This is a genomic window from Nitratireductor soli (assembly GCF_001050155.1).
Taxonomy (GTDB): Bacteria; Pseudomonadota; Alphaproteobacteria; order Rhizobiales; family Rhizobiaceae; genus Nitratireductor; species Nitratireductor soli.
This window is the reverse complement of the sequence record NZ_LFVY01000009.1, coordinates 105520-122729: the sequence shown is the minus strand read 5'-3', so window position 1 is coordinate 122729 and position 17210 is coordinate 105520. Positions and strand designations below refer to the sequence as shown.

The following is a 17210-nucleotide window of genomic DNA, read 5'->3' as shown; positions in this document are numbered from 1 at the left end:
CGGAGCCATAGCGAAGGGCCGGGAGGCGTTCAAGGAAGCGCTTTCTTTCCTCTCCACTAACACAAAAGGGACCAAGCTCGCGCTCGGCCCCTTTTTTCTTCTGCGTCTTCGCCCTCCTGAGCGAGGAAGCGCCTCCCTACCGGCCGCGCTTCCTCGCCGCCAGCGTCCGCAGCCGCAATGCGTTGAGCTTGATGAAACCCGCCGCGTCCTTCTGGTCATAAGCGCCCTGGTCGTCCTCGAAGGTGACCAGCGCATCCGAATAAAGCGACTTGTCGGACTTGCGGCCGGTGACGATGACGTTGCCCTTGTAGAGCTTCAGCCGCACTTCGCCTTCGACATCCTCCTGGCTCTTGTCGATCGCCGCTTGCAGCATTTCTCGCTCGGGCGAGAACCAGAAACCATTATAGATCAGCTCCGCATAACGCGGCATCAGCTCATCCTTCAGATGCGCAGCACCCCGGTCGAGCGTGAGCGATTCCATCGCCCGGTGCGCCGCCAGCAGGATCGTCCCACCGGGCGTCTCGTAAATGCCGCGCGACTTCATGCCGACGAACCGGTTCTCGACCAGGTCGATACGGCCTATGCCGTTGTCGCGGCCAAGATCGTTGAGTGTCTGCAGCAGCGTCGCCGGCGACATCGCCTTGCCATTGATGGCCACGGCATCGCCGGCCTTGAACGAAACGGTGATTTCGGTCGGCTGGTCGGGCGCGTCCATCGGCGAAACGGAACGCTGGTGCACATATTCCGGCGGCTCGTTCCACGGGTCTTCCAGCACCTTGCCCTCGGACGAGGAGTGCAGGAGGTTGGCGTCGACCGAGAAGGGCGCCTCGCCCTGCTTGTCCTTCGGCACGGGAATCTGGTGCGCCTCGGCGAAATTGATGAGGTCGGTGCGCGACTTGAAGGCCCAGTCGCGCCATGGCGCGATGATCTTGATGTCCGGGTTCAGCGCATAGGCCGAAAGCTCGAAACGCACCTGGTCGTTGCCCTTGCCCGTCGCGCCATGGGCTATGGCGTCGGCGCCCGTCTCGGCGGCGATCTCGACCAGGCGCTTGGAGATCAGCGGCCGGGCGATCGAGGTGCCGAGCAGGTAGGTGCCTTCGTAAAGCGCATTGGCGCGGAACATCGGGAAGACGAAATCGCGGACGAACTCCTCGCGCACATCCTCGATGTAGATCTCCTGGATGCCGAGCATCTCGGCCTTCTTGCGCGCCGGCTCCAGCTCGTCGCCCTGGCCGAGATCGGCGGTGAAGGTCACCACCTCCGCGCCAAGCTCCGTCTGCAGCCATTTCAGGATGATCGAGGTGTCGAGGCCGCCCGAATAGGCGAGCACGACCTTTTTCACGTCTTTGGGTTTCGTCATGATTTCTTCCGGTCTTCGAGAATCTCGGCACAATTCGTGGAGGGCCGGCGAAACAGCGCCCCACAGATTGCGCCGACTATTATCAGGAATGGTCGCACGGGCAAGGCCAGCCCGCCGAAATGAAAGGGGCCACGCCGAAACGACGCGACCCCTTTTGCCCCCGAATGCGCCTTATGGCTAGTTGGCGATCCCTGCCTTGACCTTGGCCACCTCGTCGGCGCTCATCTCGCCGACCGTGGTAACGGTGCCGTCCTTGATCTGCCACAGACGGAACGGACCGGTGATGTCGCCATACTGGTCGAAGCTGACCGGGCCGATGACGCCTTCATACTTGACCGGCTTGCCTTCCTTGATCAACGCCAGCGCTTTGGCGAATTCTTGCTCGCCGGCATGGATGACCTCGCCGCCCGACGCGACCACTTCCGGGATCGCCGCCTTGATGGCCGCCGCATCGCCCTTGCCGGCCTTGGCCACCGCCAGCGCGACGATGGCCCCGGCGTCGTAGGAACGGTCGGCCGCCGGCGCGTCCGGTTTGATGCCGCCGGAGAACGCTTCGTAACTGCCGTAGAAATACTCCGTCGAGGCGGTCGGGCTCGTGCCCGAGGAGGTGCCATAGGCTTCGTTGAGATATTTTGCCCCGACGGCCTCGATGAAGTCTTCGGAGTTCATGCCGTCATTGAGCAGGAATTTCTGCGGGCCTCCGCCGGAAATCCAGGCCCGCGCGATGGTCGCGCCGTCGACGGGATAGCTGACCAGGTAGAGCGCCTCAGGCTCACCGGCCATGGCGGCGCTCGCCTCCGACGCATAGTTCGCCTGGCGCTCGTTATAGGGCGTCACCGAAGTTACCGTGCCGCCCAGTTTCTCGTAGGCCGCCTGGAATTCGCGCACCATGTTGACGCCGAAATCATTGTTGACGTGGACGATGGCGAGCTTCTTCAGCCCCTGGTCCAGCGCATATTTCGCCGCCGCCGTGCCCTGCAGCGCATCCGACGTGATGGTGCGGAAGAAAACGCCGTTGGTCTTGCCGTCGCGGCCGAGCGCCGTCAGCGTCGGCGAGGACGACGCCGGAGACACCTGCACCACGCCGGCTGCTGCCGTGACGGAAGTGAGGATCGGGATCGACACGGACGATATGATGCCGCCGATGATGACCGGCACCTTCTTGACGTTGACGAGCTGTGTCGCCTGGTCGACGGCCACCGTGCCCTGGCTCTGGCTGTCGCGCGTGTCGGTCACCAGCTTGCAGCCGTCGACGCCGCCGGCCTCATTGAAGTCGCGAAAGGCCATTTCGACGGACTTGGCGCCGGCCTGGCCGTACTGGCCGGCGGGCCCGGTCAACTCCATCACCAGGCCGATGGTGATGTCGCAATTCTGGGCCGCCGCCGGCATTGCAAGCCCGGCGAAAACCCCAGCGAAAACCGTTGTGGCAAGAAGTATCTTTTTCATGACTGTGTTCCCCTGTCTGGTTTGCAGGTTTGGTTTTGGTTTCTGGCCCACATGCCGGGGGCCCTTCCGGTCTTCCGTTTTTCACCGCGCCATCCCGCGCGGCATTCCTTGCCCCGTGTCAGGCAGCGCCCTTGTTGAGGTTGTATTTCATGATCGAGCCGTGCCGGCCTTCACGGTCCCGCTCCAGGTCGAAGACATCGCCTTCAATGGCGTTGGCCTTAGCCAGCACCGCATCGATTTCCGCCATGTCGCCAGCCATCAGGGCGAGATCCGAAATGGCCAGATTCGCGCTGAGATGCGAACGGTTGCGCGCACCGACGATGACGCCGGCGACCGATGGCCGCCGCAGCATGGCGGCGCTCGCCACGGTGGCGACGGTGCTGCCATGCCGCCGGGCAACGGCATCGAGCGCACGCAACAGCGCCTGGAAAAGCGCCCAGCCGCCGAAATCATCGATGATCAGCTTGTACTTGGTCAGCGAACGGTTTTCGAGCTGCGCGGCCGGTTCGGCCACGCCCAGCCAGCGCTCGCTCAGGAAGCCGCCGGCAACGGTGCCGTAGCACAGCAACGAGACGCCATGGGCGGCGGCGGCATCAGTCATCTCCTTCGCCGGGCGCCCGTCGAGAAGCGAATACTGCACCTGCATGGAGGTCAGCGGCACGCCGCTCTCGGCGATCGCCAGCATGTGCGCCGTGTCGAAATTGGTCCCGCCGAGCCTGTCGATCTTGCCCTCGCGGCGCAGCTCGTCCAGCCAGTGCGCCGCCTCCAGCCATCCCGGCACGGCGTAGTCCCACCAGTGAAACTGCACCAGGTCGAGCCGCTCCTGCCCCAGCCGGCGCAGCGATTCATCGACGATGCCCGCCACATTGGCCCGGGTCAGGCGTGGCAGCAGGTTCAGGTCTGGCACGCATTTGGTGTGCACCTTGACGGCGGCCAGCGCCGCCGCGCCGCGCAGATCCGCATAGCGCTTGCGGAAGCGGCCGATCAGCTCCTCGACACCCGTATAGATATCGGCGCAATCAAACGTGGTGATGCCCGCATCGGCGAAGGCGACCATATCGGCGACCGGGTCCTCGCTCTGCGCCGCGCTGTGGCCGCTCGACAATTGCCAGCCGCCGCGAATGACGCGGGAAATCTCGTAGCCGGCGGCGAGTTCAATGCGCTGCATCGTCTGTCTGGTCCTTCGTCAGGGGCACTGCGGTGGTTTCGGCATGGCTGAAACGGCGCTTGCCGAGCCGGGTGATGCGCAGACGGGATCCGCAGTTCGGGTCTGGACAGGCCACCTCCGCGTCGGTGGTCATCCAGTCGTTCGCGTGAGCCGGGCGCTGCTTGGCGGCCAGCAACGGCAGCACGGCCGCCAAAGAATAGATGGAAAAGCCCTGGCCCGGCGGCAGATGCAGCATCTCGCCGCGCAGCTCGAAATGATCGCCGGGCTTGGCGCCGCAATAGATCGGCGCGCCCTCCGGCACCACCACCTCGACGCGCAGATCGTAGAGATCAAAACCGTCATCCCTGGATTCAACCATAGCGCGCCACCTTCTCCTTGGCGTCGAGACTGCTGCGGATCAAGTCGAACGAACGGGTGATGTCCTGGGTCAGCGCCTTGATCGAGGCCTCCGCATCACGGCGCTCGAGCGCCTCGATCAGTGCCCAGTGGAAATGCGTGGCGCGAATGTCGCGGTCCTCGTCATGGATCTGCGCCGCCGCGCGCACATAAGGCCCTGATTGCAGCCACAGGCTTTCCACCACGGGGATCAGCACCGCCGAACCGGCCGCACGGTAGATATGGAAGTGGAAACTGTGGTTCAGTTCGGAGGTTGTGTGCGCCTTGTCGGGATCGTCGCCGCCGAAGGCCGCGTCGCAGCGGCGGGTCAGCACGCGCAGCGCATCGAAATCCTGCTTCGACAGCGTTGCGCTGGCCAGGGCGGTGAGCGCACCCTCGACCAGGCAGCGCGCCCGCGCAAGATCGTCGAGCCGTTCACGGGTGATGAGCGGCACGCGCACCGAGCGGTTCGGCAAGGCCTCGAGCGCCTGTTCGGACACCAGCCGCCCGAGCGCCTCGCGCACCGGCATGGTGCTGGTGTCGAGCTTGGCCGCGACATCCTGGATGCGCAGCATGGCACCCGCGTCGAACATGCCGTGCATCAACGACCGGCGAAGCTCGGCATAGACCCGGTCCTGCAGGGTTTCCCGGCCAACCGGCGAGAGAGGCGCGCGGCTCACCATCAGTGGTCGCCTCGCGCCCGCAGCGGTGCGGCAAGGCGCACAACCCGTTCGGCCCCATCGCGAAACCACGCTGGCCCGGGCCTGTTTCGATCCGCCGTCATACGCCACCTCGCTTCCCTTGCGCCGGGCCGGACGGTTCTGTCCGGACCAGCCCGCCGGAGCCGCCTTGAGAAAGGCTTCGGCAGGCACGCAAACTTTCCGGTTGCTTTCCGCAGCAATGTCAAGTTTGATCAAACATCATAGATCACGATTTGGCAAGCGATCCTATGACGGATATCGACCAACACCCCGGCCGAACGCCTCGCCCCTCCGCCGTCGCGCAGGGCACGGTGCTTGTCGAGGCGCGGGACGTGGGGATGCATTTTGGCGGCCTGCGCGCCGTCGACGGCATGTCGCTCTGTCTGCGTCAAGGCGAGATGCTCGGCCTGATCGGCCCCAACGGCGCCGGCAAAACGACGTTGTTCAACCTCATCGCCGGCAGTCTCAAGCCGACCGAGGGCCGCATTCTGATCGGCGGCCGCGATGTCTCTGGCGAAGGTGCGGAACGCCGCATCTCCTGCGGCGTTGGCCGCACCTTCCAGATCCCGCGCCCTTTCGCCGAAATGACCGTGCTGGAAAACGTGCTGACCGGCCGCCAGGCGCAGGCCGGCGAACGCATATGGATGAATTTCCTGCAAGGCGGCCGTGTGGCGCAGGAAGAACGGCAGGCGGTCGAGAAAGCCCGCGCCCTGCTCGATTTCGTCACCCTGTCGCATCTGGAGAGCGAGCCGGCCCGCGTTCTGTCCGGCGGGCAGCGCAAGCTGCTTGAACTGGCCCGCATCCTGATGGCCGAACCGCAGGCCATCCTGCTCGACGAGCCGGCTGCTGGCGTCAACCCGACCTTGCTCGAAGTGATCATCGAACGCATTCAGCGGCTCAACACCGACGGCAAGTCGATCTTCCTGATCGAGCACAATATGGAGATGGTGGCGCGGCTGTGCGGCCGCGTCGTGGTCATGGCCGCCGGCCGCCACCTCACCGAGGGAACGCCGCATGATGTGGCGCGCGACCCTTCGGTGATCGAAGCCTATCTGGGCACGGCCGCATGAGCGCCCCATGAGCACCGTGGCACCACCGCCCGCGCTGGCCACGCAAGCGCTGGTCGCCGGCTACGAGCGCGACCTGCCGATCGTCCGCGGCGTGGATTTCCAGGTGGCTGCGGGTGAACTGGTGGTCATCCTGGGACCGAACGGCGCCGGCAAATCGACGCTGGTCAAGGCCATCGCCGGGCTGGTACCGATCCACTCCGGCCATGCCTTTCTCGCCGGGGCGGACATCACCCGCTCACCGGTGCAGGAAAAAGTGCGCCATGGCCTCGCCTTCGTCCCGCAAACGGAAAACATCTTCGCCACCCTGTCGATCCAGGAGAACCTGCAGCTCGCCGCCGACATCCTGCCCCGGCGCGTGCAGGCGGAACGCATCGCCGAGGTCTGCGACCTCTTCCCGGATCTCGCTGCCCGCCGCTCGGCCCGCGCCGGCAATCTCTCCGGCGGGCAGAGGCAGATGCTCGCCGTCGCCCGCGCGCTGATCGTCAAGCCATCCGTACTGATCCTCGACGAGCCCTCCGCCGGCCTGTCGCCAAAGATCGTCGGCGAGGTTTTCGCCCGGCTGAAGGACATCAACGCCGCCGGCATCACCATCGTCCTGGTCGAGCAGAACGTGAAGGCGGCGCTGGCCATCGCCCACCGCGCCGTGATCCTGGTGGAGGGGGAATTGCGCCACGAGGGACCGGCGGCGACGCTGGCTGAAGACCCGATCGTCGCCCAGCTCTACCTCGGCGCGGCGCCTGCCGGACAGGAGGAAGGGCGATGAACCCGCAAGTGCTGGTCGACGGACTGATCGCCGGAGCCATGTACGGCCTCGGCGCCATTGGCGTGACGCTGACCTATTCGATCCTGCGTTTCGCCAATTTCGCCCATAGCGAGCTCCTGACCTTCGGCGCATACGCCGCGCTGGCGCTGAGCTCGGCGCTCGGCGTGTTGTCGGCCGGGCTTCTCGCGCCGATCGGGCCTTTCTCCTTCGGCTGGTCCCTGCCGCTCGCCGCCATCGCCGCCATGGCCCTGACCGGCCTTCTGGCGCTCGCCGTCGACGCCGTTCTGTTCGGCCGGTTGCGCGTCCGGCGCAGCTCCATCATCGTCATGGTCATGGCCAGCTTCGGCGCGGCGCTCACCCTGCGCAGCCTGCTCGAATTCGTCTTCACGTCCAAGCCGGCTTACTTTACCCGCGAACTGCAGATCGCCCTGCCGCTCGGCGGCGGCATGCGTGCCACGCCGGACCAGCTTCTCGCCCTGGCCGTCGCGGTGCTGCTGGTCGTCGCCGTGCACCTGCTTCTGACGCGCACGGCCATCGGCCGCTCCATGCGCGCCGTCAGCGAGAACCAGGCGCTGGCCGGCGTCGTCGGCGTCGATGTGCGCAAGGTCATCCGCGTGGTCTGGCTGCTCGGTGCCGCCCTTGCCTGTGTCGCCGGCATCATGGCCGGCCTTCTCGTCCAGCTGCGTCCCTATATGGGCTTCGACCTGCTTCTGCCGCTGTTCGCCGCGGCGATCCTCGGCGGCATCGGCAGCGTGCCGGGCGCCATGCTGGCCGGGCTGATCGTCGGGCTGGCCGAGGCCGGCACGGTTCAGTTGATCGGCGCCGAGTGGAGAACGGCCGTCGCCTTCGTCATCCTCGTCCTGGTGCTGCTCCTGCGCCCGCAAGGCCTGTTGGGGAGGCCGCAGGCATGAGCGTCGAACTGATCGCCTATGGCTGCTTCTTCCTGACCGTCGCGCTGACCTACGCCATCATGTGCCTCGGCCTCAACCTGCAATGGGGGCAGACCGGGCTGTTCAACGTCGGCATCGCCGGCTTCGTCGCCATCGGCGCTTATGTCTCCGCCATTCTGACAACGCCGGACACGGCCGGCCGGCTGGGGGGTTTCGGCCTGCCCATGGCTGTCGGCTGGCTGGGCGGCGCACTGGCCGCCGCCCTGGTCTCCTATCTGGTCGGCCGGCTGACCATACGCCTGCGTGCCGACTATCTGGCCATTGCCACATTCGGTATCGCTGCTGCCGTCCAGCTTTGCGCGCTCAACCTGGAGCCGATCACCGGCGGGCCGTTCGGCATCGGCTTCATCCCGCGCCCCTTTGCCGCCCAGGCCGGCAATCCGCTGCTGTTCAGCCTGTTCAATCTGGCGCTCCTCATCACCGTCGTCCTGCTCCTGTACTTCGCCCTCGAGCGGCTGGTGCGCAGCCCCTGGGGCCGCGTCCTGCGCGCCATTCGCGAGGATGAGACAGCGGCCCTGGCGCTGGGCAAGAGCGCCACGCGCTTTCGCCTGCAGGCTTTCGCCATCGGCGGCGGCATCATGGGACTGGCCGGCGCGGCACAGGCCCATTTCATCGGCTTCATCGCCCCTGAGAACTACCTGCCGATGCTGACCTTCCAGGTCTGGGCGATGCTCATCGTTGGCGGTTCCGGCAACAATCGCGGCGCCATTCTCGGCGCCGTCCTCGTCTGGGGAATCTGGGCTGTTTCAGCGGCGCTGATCGCCGCGGTTTTCGATCCCGGCCAGCAAGCCCGCGCCGCCTCGTTGCAAATTGCTCTCATCGGCGTTGCAATATGTGCAGTGCTGCTTTTGCGCCCGCAAGGCATATTGGGCGAGATGCGCACGGTTTCGCGCCATCTGGGAACGCTCGCAAAAAGAACGCAACCCGCCGAAAAAAGGCCGGAGTAAGATCATGACCGACCGCCCCGCATCTGAACCGGAGACGAGCCGATTATCCGAAACATTGGTGGTCCGGCGGCTTGTCTGCGGCCTCTGGCAGGTGGCCGACCTGGAAAAGGACGGCGGCACGCTCGATCTCGACAGCGCCGCGGATGCGTTGCAAGCCTATGCCGATGCCGGTTTCGACACATTCGACATGGCCGATCACTATGGCAGTGCCGAATTGATTGCCGGCCGGCTTCTGGCCCGCTATCCGACCGGCGCGAAACGGCCGCTGGCCTTCACCAAATGGTGCCCCGAGCCCGGCCCGATGACAGCCGACGCGGTACGCCGGGGCGTTGCGGAGCGGCTTGAGCGCCTCGGCGTCGACAAGGTCGACCTGTTGCAGTTTCACTGGTGGACCTTCGAGCATCCCGCCTGGCTGGATGCGTTGCACGAAATGGCGGAGCTGCGCCGGGAAGGGCTGATCGGTGAGATCGGCGTGACCAATTTCGACGCCGCGCATCTGGCCGTGGCGCTGGCCGATGGCGTGCCCATCGTCAGCAACCAGGTGTCCTTCTCGCTGGTCGACCGGCGCGCGGCAGGCGATCTCGCAGCGCTATGCGGCAGAACCGGCGTCAAGCTCCTCGCCTATGGCACATTGTGCGGCGGCTTCCTTTCCGACAAATGGCTGGGGCAGAAGGAGCCGGCCGAGATCGCCGACTGGAGCCGGCAGAAATACAAGCGCTTCATCGAGACCACCGGCGGCTGGGTGGCCTTTCAGGGGATTCTTGCGGCCGCGGGAGACATTGCCCGCAAGCATAACGTGTCGATCTCCAACGTCGCCACACGCTGGGTGCTGGAGCACGAAGCCGTCGCTGCGGCGATCATCGGCGCCCGGCTCGGCGAGAACGAGCACCGCACGGACAATCTGCAGGTTTTCGGCTTCTCGCTCGATGCGGAAGACCGCGACCGGCTCAACGCCGCCTTCACGGCGACGCGGCCAGTGCCCGGCGACTGCGGCGACGAATACCGCCGCCCGCCCTACCTCACGGCCTCCGGCGATCTTAGCCACCACCTGCAGGCCATCCCTTCCATCCACAAGCCGGAACCGATGCCCGGCCGACCCGATCGGACGCGCGTTTCATCGGGCAGCGTATGGGAAGAGTTAGCCGGCTATAGTCGCGCCATACGTGTCAAGGATACGATCCGTGTTTCCGGCACGACTGCGACCCATGGCGCCGACCGCTGCGTCGCGCCGGGCGATCCCGGTGCCCAGGCCACCTACATTCTCGACAAGATCGCCGCCGCCATCCGCGCCCTCGGCGGCACCATGGAAGATGTGGTCCGCACGCGCATCTATCTGCGCGATGTGACGCATTGGGAGCCGGTGTCGCGGGCCCATGGCCGCGCCTTCGCCGCCATGCGCCCGGCCAATACGCTGATCGAAGCCGGCAATCTCGTCGGCGACTATCTGGTCGAGATCGAGGCCGAGGCGGTTATCGACTGAGCGCAGTGCTGACGGACTGCGAGGTTGATCGTTTTCGGCTTTTGTCGGTGTCCGCCCTCATCCTTACCCTCTCCCCGCATGCGGGGAGAGGGTGCGTCAGCGTTGCGGCCAACGTCCTTCTCCCCGTGAACGGGGAGAAGGTCCCGGCAGGGGGATGAGGGGCGAGCGCCGACAAAAGCCTGGACTGCTATGATAAGCGACGCAGCGAAACTTCCCTAAGCCGGCATATCAAGCCGCCTCGAGCGTCGCCACCGTCTTCAGCGCCCCGTCGAGCATATCGCCCTTCTCGTCCTTCAGCGCCGCCTCGCGCAGCCGGCGCAGCCAGTCGGCGGCGTCCGCCCGGCCCTCGAGCAAGGGCAGGCCCGACAACACCCGGTCGAACTTGGAATGCGCCCGCATATGCGTGTCGCTATACCCCTTGATCAGCCGGCGGCAGTTGAGGATCTCGACGCCCAGTGCGTAGTCGCGACGCGCCGTGTCGAGCGCCAGCGCGTACCAGCGCTGCAGATGCGCCGTCTCCACCTGATGGCGCAGCAGGCCGCGCCGCCAGGGTCGCAGCGTACCGATCACCCACAGCGCGCCAAAACCCGTCAGGCTGTCTGTGCGGATACGCCGGCCGCGATTGATGCGCCGGTCGATCCATTTGGCCAGGCCCGGCCGGCTTTCGATGAAGCGGCCGAGACCGGCGGGCAGCGTGCCGCACACCTCTTCGATGCGCGGGTGAAAATACTCCGTCACCTGCAGGACGTTGCTGTCGCCGACACTCATCTCGCGGCGGATGCGCGCCTCGCGCGCCGTGCGTGTCTTCAGATCGGCGACGCGCAGAATGTCGTCATAGCACATGGCATTGGCCACGTGCTTGGCCGCGGCGGTCGACAATGCATGCCCCCGCCCGGCATCGTCCAGCGCCAGCGCCTCATCAACGCGATCGAGATAGTCGGCGCCATAGGCCAGATCCTGATAGTCGACCACCTTGCGCAGGCCGGCCAGCGCCATCGCGGCAACCGGTTCGGGATAGGCCCCGGCGCGACCGGCAAGCCGGCGCCACTCCGCCACGAGACGGTCGGGGCCGCGCACGGAAACGTCCTTGCCAGCCGAGCCGGCTGCAGGTTCGGCTGCGTCCGGCGCAGCAACGCCCGTCGCGCGGTCATAGGCCATGCCGAAGGCGGCCAGACTGGCCTTCACGCCGCGACCCGATGCGCGGATGGTTTCTTCATAGCTTTCGCGCGCGAAGGGCAGGGCGCCCGATCCCGCCAGCGCGCCGAACAGGCTGGCGGAGATCATCGACCCCGCCTCGACGGCGATCTTTTCCATGTCGAAGGCGACATAGCGGCTGGCCGCCTGCCGCGCATTCTCATGCACGGTCGGCCCGTCGGCGCGGCCGTCACCCGGCTCGATCTTTTCCGACACGGCGGCGATCCGGTGCGCCGAGGCGATCAGCGTGGTGCGGTCGGGCGTCACGAAGCCGCGCATCACCGCGCGGCCCGCCTCCATCAGCTCGGCGGCGATCAGGATGTCCACGTCGCCCTGCGCCGGCGACAGGGCGAAAACCGGCCGCCGGCCGGTATCCGGGCACATCTCCACATAGTAGATCGTCGCGCCGGTGCGCTGCGCCACGCCGGCGACCGAGGTCGACTGCGCCAGATAGCCATTACGCTCGGCGACATCGGTGATCCAGTTGGTGAGCACGCCGCCACCCTGGCCGCCGACCGCCAGGACGGCGAGCTTGGTGATCTTCTGATCGCTTTGTTTCTTGCTGCGCGTGGCCATGCCGCTATCCTCAAGCCTCGATGAAGGTCAGGCGACGTTTTTCGCGCCGGCTCTGCAGGAAGTGGGTAACGCCGCGCCGGACGCCATCCATGAACCGGTCCCAACGGCCGGGATTGTGCACCACATCGGCGCGGTAGAAGGACGGGCACAGCACGGCGGCCTCCGCCACCTCACCGCAATTGCCGCAACCGACGCAGGTGTGGTCGATGGAGGCCACGGGGTCGTCGCGCAGCGGATCGTCCAGCGTCTTCACCGAAAGCGACGGACAGCCCGACAGCCGCATGCAGGCGTGATCGCCCGTGCACACATCCTCGTCAACGCCGAAGCGCGGCTTCACGACGCGTTCGCCGCCGGCGATGGCCTTGGCGGCCAGCGGTTTCTCGCGGCGCTGCCGGTTGAGCATGCATTCCGACGAGGCGACGATGACCTTCGGGCCCTTCTCCTCGGTCGTCAGCGCCTCGCGCAACGCGGCGCGCACCTTGTTGACGTCATAGGTGCGGTCGATGTGCCGTATCCATTTGACCCCCATCCCCTTCACCGCATCGGTGATCGGATGCTGGGTTGATTTGGAGCGGTTGTCGGCGCGCGACGACAGGATGTCCTGCCCGCCCGTGGCCGCCGAGTAATAATTGTCGACGATGACGATGACGCCGTCATTCTGGTTGAACACGGCATTGCCGATGGAGGAGGTCAGGCCATTGTGCCAGAACCCGCCATCGCCGACGAAGGAGATCGACCGCCGCTTGGCGTCGGGCGCATTGAAGGCCGAGGCCGAGGCCGGCCCGAGGCCATAGCCCATCGTCGTCGCCCCCAGCTCGAACGGCGGCATGATGGAAAACAGATGGCAGCCGATGTCGGAGGCGATGTGGTGCGGCCCGAGCTCCTGCTCGATCAGCTTGGTGGCGGCAAAGATCGGCCGCTCCGGGCAACCGGTGCAGAACCCCGGCGGACGCCCCGGCACCACCTTGGCAAGGTCGGCCGCCAGCGCGTTTTCGCCCGAAGCATTCGGCGCCAGGAATTGCGCGGCAAGCATCTGCGGCGCATGCGCGCGCAGATAGGCGCTGATCCCGTCGAGCATCACCTGGCCGGTGTATTCGCCGGCCATCGGCAGCATTTCCTTGCCGAGGATGCGCGTGTCCAGCGCCGCCTTGTGCATCATCGAGGCGATGGCCTGCTCGAGATAGTTGGGCTGGCCTTCCTCGACGATCAGGACCGTTTCCTTGTCCTCGCAAAAGGCGATCACCTCGTCGTCGATCAGTGGATAGACGGCGTTGAGCACATAAAGCGGCACATCCGTCTCGCCATAGACGTCGGCCAGGCCCAGCCGCTGCAGGGCGCGGATGACGGCGTTGTACATGCCGCCTTGCAGGATGATGCCGGATTTTCCGCCTTGCGGCCCGAAGAACTCGTTGATCTTGCGCGAGCGGATGAACTCCACCGCTTGCGGCATGCGCTTTTCCACCTTCTCCTTCTCATGCAGGAAGGAGGCGGGCGGCAGGACGATGCGGTTGGTGTCGCGGCGCGGCGTTTCCAACGCCTCGGCGACCGTCATCGTCGGGCGGCGGTTGTCCTTGGTCTCGAAGCTGCCGGACACATGGCAGCTGCGGATGCGCACCATCAGCATGACCGGCGTGTTGGACACTTCCGAGAGCTCGAACCCGTCCTCGACCGCCTGAACGATGGACGGCAGATTGGCGCGCGGGTCGAGCAGCCAGACCTGGCTCTTCATGGCGAAGGGATGGCTGCGCTCCTGCATGATCGAGGAGCCCTCGCCATAGTCCTCGCCGACGATGATCAGCGCCCCGCCGGTAACACCGCCGGAGGCCAGATTGGCCAGCGCGTCCGATGCGACATTCAGGCCGACGGCCGATTTGAAGGCGCAGGCGCCACGAATGGGATAGTGCACGGAGGCAGCCAGCATGGCCGTCGCCGTCGCCTCCGAGGCGCTCGCCTCGTAATGCACGCCCAGTTCGCCCAGAATGTCCTGCGCGTCGGCCAGCACATCCATCAGATGGCTGATCGGCGCGCCCTGATAGCCGCCCACATAGCCGACACCGCTCTGCAGCAGCGCCTTGGTGATGGCGAGGATGCCCTCGCCGTGAAACGTCTCGCCCGCTCCAAGGCGAAGTTTTTCCACTTCCTTGACGAAGGAACGTTCAGCCATGGTTCAGTCTCCCGTCGCCGGATCCGCGCCCCTGGGGGAGGGGCGCGCGAAACGGATGCTTAAAAATCGTGTTTGCGGATGTTGCCGAGGAGCTTTTGCAACGTGCCGATGAAGGCCGTGTACTCCGCGTCGTCTATGCCGGCGAACATGTGCTCGAACGCTTCATGCATGGCCGGCCAGGCACGGTTGAACTCCTCGCGTCCGCTCTCGGTCAGAAAGATCTTGCGCGTGCGGCTGTCGTCCTGGCAGGCTTCGCGCCGCACCAGTCCCTGCGCCTCCAGCGCATCGAGCGTGCGGCTCATGGTCGATTGCTCGATCACCGTGAAGACGGAGAGCTCATTGATCGACATGCCGTCGCCGACCGCCAGCACGGCCAGCGCCCGCACCTGCGGCACGGTCAGCCCCTGGCGCCGAAGGTCGAGCCGCAGGCTGGCATTGTAGCGGCCCATGATGCGGTTCATCAGATACGGGGCGAATTGCTGCAGGCCGATCTGCCCCAGCGTCGTGACCCGTGGATTCCTGCCGTCGACACGCTCGTCCATCACAGCCTCTCCGCCAGTAAATAGCCCGAGCCACCGCCGAGACCAGCCCCGGGGTGGGTCGATGCGCCGATATGATAAAGCCCGTCGACCGCCGTAGTATGATTCATGCTGTTCTTGAACGGCCGCCACAGGAAGGACTGGTCAACCGTCGATGACCCGCCATAGGGATCGCCCCCGACCAGATTGACGTTCATCGCTTCCAGATCCGCCGGCGAATAGGCCCGCCGCGCGATGATGGTGCCGGCAAACCCGTCGATATGGCGGCTGAGAACCGCTTCCGCCCGGTCCGCATAGGCCTCGCGCAGCGCCGGCGTCCAGCGCCCATCGGCCGGTATCTCCAGCTTTCCGGCGGCATCGCCGCGCACGTGGCGCGGCGCTTCGGGAAGCTGCAGCCACAAGACAGCCTTTCCCGGCGGACAGCGCGACGGGTCGAGCGCGTGCGGCTGGCCGACGCAGATGGTCGGCTCCTCGGGCAGCATGCCGCGCAGCGCCTCGTTGCAGGCTTTCGACACACCGTCGAGCCCCGGCGTCAGATGCAGCAGCGCCACGTCGCTCAACCCCTTGCTGCGCCATGCGGGCGGGCGGTCAAGCGCGTAGTGAAGCTGGAAATTGCCTTTTCCATAGCGATAGCGGCGCGTTGCTTCGCCGGCTTCCGGCTGCGGCGTCGCCGCCAGAAGACGCCCGTAGAGCTGATCCGGCGTCACCGAGCAGGCAATGGTCGAGGCGGCGATCTCCTCGCCGGAAGCCAGCCGCACGCCGCGCGCCTTGCCGTTCGTCGTGAGAATCTCGGCCACATCGGCCCCGGTGCGGATTTCCCCGCCGCGCTCCTCGATCAATCCTTGAAAGGCGTCGAGCAGATTCTGCGCCCCGCCCTTGACCACCGGCGCACCGGCGGCCTCCAGGGCAAACGCGATCACCTTGCTGATCTGGCCGGAGAAGGCATCTTCCGGCCCGAGCCCCGCATGCAGCGCCCATGGTGCCCACAATGCCCGTGTCGTTTCGGAACCGTAACTGCTTTCCAGCCAGCCGCGCGCCGGCGTCAGCGCTTCGCCGAAGAAGCTCGCCAGCGCCCGCGGGCCGCGCCGCCAGGCCTCGCCCGCCAGGAGACGTGCCGTGGCAAAACTCCACACCCGCCCGCCAAGCAGGCCGAAGATCAACCCGGCATTCCGTTCGACCGAGGCAATGTCCGCCAGGTACTGCACGCCATCACCGGCTTCGACTGCATCGAATGCCGCCACATTCGCCGTCCGGTCGCGGCCGTGAATGAGGAAATCGCCGTTCGGCCGCAACACGCCGGTCGGCGTATCGCTGTTGCAGAACTCCAGCCCGTGCCGCGCCAGATCGCCCGCCAGCGCCGCATAGGCCGGCGAGGTGACGAACAGCACGAAGGTGGTGGCCATCACATCATGCACGAAGCCCGGCGCGGTGACCGCCTCGGTGCGGATGCAGCCGCCGATGCGCTCATTGCGCTCCAGCACCAGGACACGCCGGCCCTTGCCGCCCAGAAGGGCGGCGGCGACCAGCGCGTTGATGCCGCTGCCGACGATAATCGTATCGGGGGCGGACATGGCGGTATCCCGGCCGTTCAGCCCTTGGGAACCAGGGCCAGCGCGCGGCAGGGGCTGCCCGTGCCATGCTCGATCTTCAGCGGCGCGGCGATCAGGATCGCTCCCTTCGGCGGCAGCTTGTCGAGATTGGCCAGGCTTGCCAGACCATAGCGATTGGCCTTGTGCATCAGATTATGCGCCGGGAAGGGCGGCTCCATGCCGCCGGCCTGGCCGGCATCGGTGCCGATGGTCTCGCTGCCCCAGCCGATCACGCCCTTGTCGATCAGATAGCTGATCGCCTCGGGTGTCGGTCCGGGCGAATGCGGGCCGGTCTCGTCGGCGTTGAGGAAGTCGGCTTCCGATCCGTTGCGCTTGTACCAGTCGCTGCGCAGCACCACCCATTCGCCGGCCTGGATCGCGCCATGCTTGGCTTCCCATGCCTTGATGTGATCAACGGTCAGCAGGAAATCGTTGTTCTCGGCCACTTCCTTCGAGCAATCGATGACATTGACCGGCGCGACGAAATTCTTCGGCGCGATCGTGTCGGTCGAGCCGTCGGGAAAATCGCGGCCGGTGATCCAGTGGATCGGCGCGTCGAAATGGGTGCCGGAATGCTCGCCCACCTTGAGCCAGTTCCAAGCCCAGAACGGTCCCTTGTCGTCATACTCGGAGATCTTGTGGACCTCGATCTTCGGTGTGTCCACCGCCAGCTCGGGCGGCAGCTTGAGGAGCGGCGTGTCGGGACCGAGCACGGCCGACAGATCCACCACCTCGATCTTGCCGGCAAGAAGCTGGCCGGCGAATTCGCCAAGAACGGACTGAGTCATGTTTCTCCTCCCAAAGAGCGTCAAGAATCCGCGGCGGCGCGCCGCATGAGCGTTACGATGATCTAGACGAAAAAGAATGCATATGCAATTATCTTTGCTT

15 protein-coding genes are annotated in these 17210 nt (G+C 66.0%); 5 read left to right on the top strand and 10 right to left on the bottom strand.

The genetic code is table 11. The features are described from left to right. Window positions 1-136 precede the first annotated feature (136 nt). The 5 genes from AB843_RS12860 to AB843_RS12840 form a co-directional block, all read right to left on the bottom strand. Complete coding sequence (locus AB843_RS12860; protein ID WP_048647256.1) at window positions 137-1360, bottom strand: argininosuccinate synthase; 1224 nt, start codon at window positions 1358-1360, stop codon at window positions 137-139. Between the two features lie 177 nt (window positions 1361-1537). After that, on the bottom strand, window positions 1538-2806 hold the full coding sequence (locus tag AB843_RS12855; RefSeq protein WP_048647255.1) for an ABC transporter substrate-binding protein: 1269 nt from the start codon (window positions 2804-2806) through the stop codon (window positions 1538-1540). A 118-nt stretch (window positions 2807-2924) separates the two neighbouring features. Then, window positions 2925-3974 carry an aldo/keto reductase gene (locus tag AB843_RS12850; RefSeq protein ID WP_048647254.1) on the bottom strand — a complete coding sequence of 350 codons (1050 nt, stop codon included), beginning with the start codon at window positions 3972-3974 and terminating at the stop codon, window positions 2925-2927. Beyond that, entirely contained in the window at window positions 3961-4332 is a 372-nt protein-coding gene (locus tag AB843_RS12845) for a TIGR04076 family protein (protein WP_048647253.1), read from the bottom strand. The genes AB843_RS12850 and AB843_RS12845 overlap by 14 nt, the downstream gene beginning before the upstream one ends. Continuing rightward, complete coding sequence (locus AB843_RS12840) at window positions 4325-5032, bottom strand: GntR family transcriptional regulator (RefSeq protein WP_048647252.1); 708 nt, start codon at window positions 5030-5032, stop codon at window positions 4325-4327. The genes AB843_RS12845 and AB843_RS12840 overlap by 8 nt, the downstream gene beginning before the upstream one ends. Before the next feature lie 266 nt (window positions 5033-5298). Here AB843_RS12840 and AB843_RS12835 point away from each other — a divergent pair, with 266 nt between their 5' ends. Genes AB843_RS12835 through AB843_RS12815 form a run of 5 tightly spaced genes read left to right on the top strand, consistent with a single transcriptional unit; the run spans window position 5299 to window position 10260 of the window. Continuing rightward, on the top strand, window positions 5299-6120 hold the full coding sequence (locus tag AB843_RS12835; protein ID WP_053086131.1) for an ABC transporter ATP-binding protein: 822 nt from the start codon (window positions 5299-5301) through the stop codon (window positions 6118-6120). A gap of 7 nt (window positions 6121-6127) precedes the next feature. Next, window positions 6128-6883 (top strand): ABC transporter ATP-binding protein, encoded by a 756-nt coding sequence (locus AB843_RS12830; protein WP_048647251.1) that lies wholly within the window; start codon window positions 6128-6130, stop codon window positions 6881-6883. Then, the gene (locus tag AB843_RS12825) at window positions 6880-7794 is read left to right on the top strand and encodes a branched-chain amino acid ABC transporter permease (protein WP_048647250.1); all 915 of its coding nucleotides are present in this window, start codon (window positions 6880-6882) and stop codon (window positions 7792-7794) included. Before AB843_RS12830 ends, AB843_RS12825 begins: the two co-directional genes overlap by 4 nt. Then, entirely contained in the window at window positions 7791-8780 is a 990-nt protein-coding gene (locus AB843_RS12820) for a branched-chain amino acid ABC transporter permease (RefSeq protein ID WP_048647249.1), read from the top strand. The genes AB843_RS12825 and AB843_RS12820 overlap by 4 nt, the downstream gene beginning before the upstream one ends. A 4-nt stretch (window positions 8781-8784) precedes the next feature. Continuing rightward, a complete protein-coding gene (locus AB843_RS12815; protein WP_048647248.1) occupies window positions 8785-10260 on the top strand; it encodes an aldo/keto reductase in 1476 nt (491 codons plus the stop codon). Window positions 10261-10488: 228 nt separating this feature from the next. On the opposite strand, the gene AB843_RS12810 is transcribed toward AB843_RS12815, so the two are convergent. From AB843_RS12810 to AB843_RS12790, 5 genes are read right to left on the bottom strand one after another with little or no spacing between them, the layout of a single operon-like run. After that, window positions 10489-12030, bottom strand: coding sequence for an indolepyruvate oxidoreductase subunit beta family protein (locus AB843_RS12810; RefSeq protein WP_048647247.1), 1542 nt, complete (start codon window positions 12028-12030; stop codon window positions 10489-10491). Between the two features lie 10 nt (window positions 12031-12040). After that, window positions 12041-14194, bottom strand: a complete 2154-nt coding sequence (locus AB843_RS12805; protein ID WP_048647246.1) for a thiamine pyrophosphate-dependent enzyme — start codon at window positions 14192-14194, stop codon at window positions 12041-12043. 59 nt (window positions 14195-14253) lie between these two features. After that, window positions 14254-14736 (bottom strand): MarR family winged helix-turn-helix transcriptional regulator, encoded by a 483-nt coding sequence (locus tag AB843_RS12800; RefSeq protein ID WP_048647245.1) that lies wholly within the window; start codon window positions 14734-14736, stop codon window positions 14254-14256. Next, a complete protein-coding gene (locus tag AB843_RS12795) occupies window positions 14736-16304 on the bottom strand; it encodes a phytoene desaturase family protein (RefSeq protein ID WP_048647244.1) in 1569 nt (522 codons plus the stop codon). Before AB843_RS12795 ends, AB843_RS12800 begins: the two co-directional genes overlap by 1 nt. Window positions 16305-16321: 17 nt before the next feature. Continuing rightward, window positions 16322-17110: a cyclase family protein gene (locus AB843_RS12790; protein ID WP_048647243.1), complete on the bottom strand. Its 789-nt coding sequence runs from the start codon at window positions 17108-17110 to the stop codon at window positions 16322-16324. Between the last annotated feature and the right edge of the window lie 100 nt (window positions 17111-17210).

Coding starts and splice junctions, on each gene's coding strand:
- AB843_RS12860 (WP_048647256.1), bottom strand. CDS start 1,360: ATGACGAAACCCAAAGACGTGAAAAAGGTCGTGCTCGCCTATTCGGGC.
- AB843_RS12855 (WP_048647255.1), bottom strand. CDS start 2,806: ATGAAAAAGATACTTCTTGCCACAACGGTTTTCGCTGGGGTTTTCGCC.
- AB843_RS12850 (WP_048647254.1), bottom strand. CDS start 3,974: ATGCAGCGCATTGAACTCGCCGCCGGCTACGAGATTTCCCGCGTCATT.
- AB843_RS12845 (WP_048647253.1), bottom strand. CDS start 4,332: ATGGTTGAATCCAGGGATGACGGTTTTGATCTCTACGATCTGCGCGTC.
- AB843_RS12840 (WP_048647252.1), bottom strand. CDS start 5,032: ATGGTGAGCCGCGCGCCTCTCTCGCCGGTTGGCCGGGAAACCCTGCAG.
- AB843_RS12835 (WP_053086131.1), top strand. CDS start 5,299: ATGACGGATATCGACCAACACCCCGGCCGAACGCCTCGCCCCTCCGCC.
- AB843_RS12830 (WP_048647251.1), top strand. CDS start 6,128: ATGAGCACCGTGGCACCACCGCCCGCGCTGGCCACGCAAGCGCTGGTC.
- AB843_RS12825 (WP_048647250.1), top strand. CDS start 6,880: ATGAACCCGCAAGTGCTGGTCGACGGACTGATCGCCGGAGCCATGTAC.
- AB843_RS12820 (WP_048647249.1), top strand. CDS start 7,791: ATGAGCGTCGAACTGATCGCCTATGGCTGCTTCTTCCTGACCGTCGCG.
- AB843_RS12815 (WP_048647248.1), top strand. CDS start 8,785: ATGACCGACCGCCCCGCATCTGAACCGGAGACGAGCCGATTATCCGAA.
- AB843_RS12810 (WP_048647247.1), bottom strand. CDS start 12,030: ATGGCCACGCGCAGCAAGAAACAAAGCGATCAGAAGATCACCAAGCTC.
- AB843_RS12805 (WP_048647246.1), bottom strand. CDS start 14,194: ATGGCTGAACGTTCCTTCGTCAAGGAAGTGGAAAAACTTCGCCTTGGA.
- AB843_RS12800 (WP_048647245.1), bottom strand. CDS start 14,736: ATGGACGAGCGTGTCGACGGCAGGAATCCACGGGTCACGACGCTGGGG.
- AB843_RS12795 (WP_048647244.1), bottom strand. CDS start 16,304: ATGTCCGCCCCCGATACGATTATCGTCGGCAGCGGCATCAACGCGCTG.
- AB843_RS12790 (WP_048647243.1), bottom strand. CDS start 17,110: ATGACTCAGTCCGTTCTTGGCGAATTCGCCGGCCAGCTTCTTGCCGGC.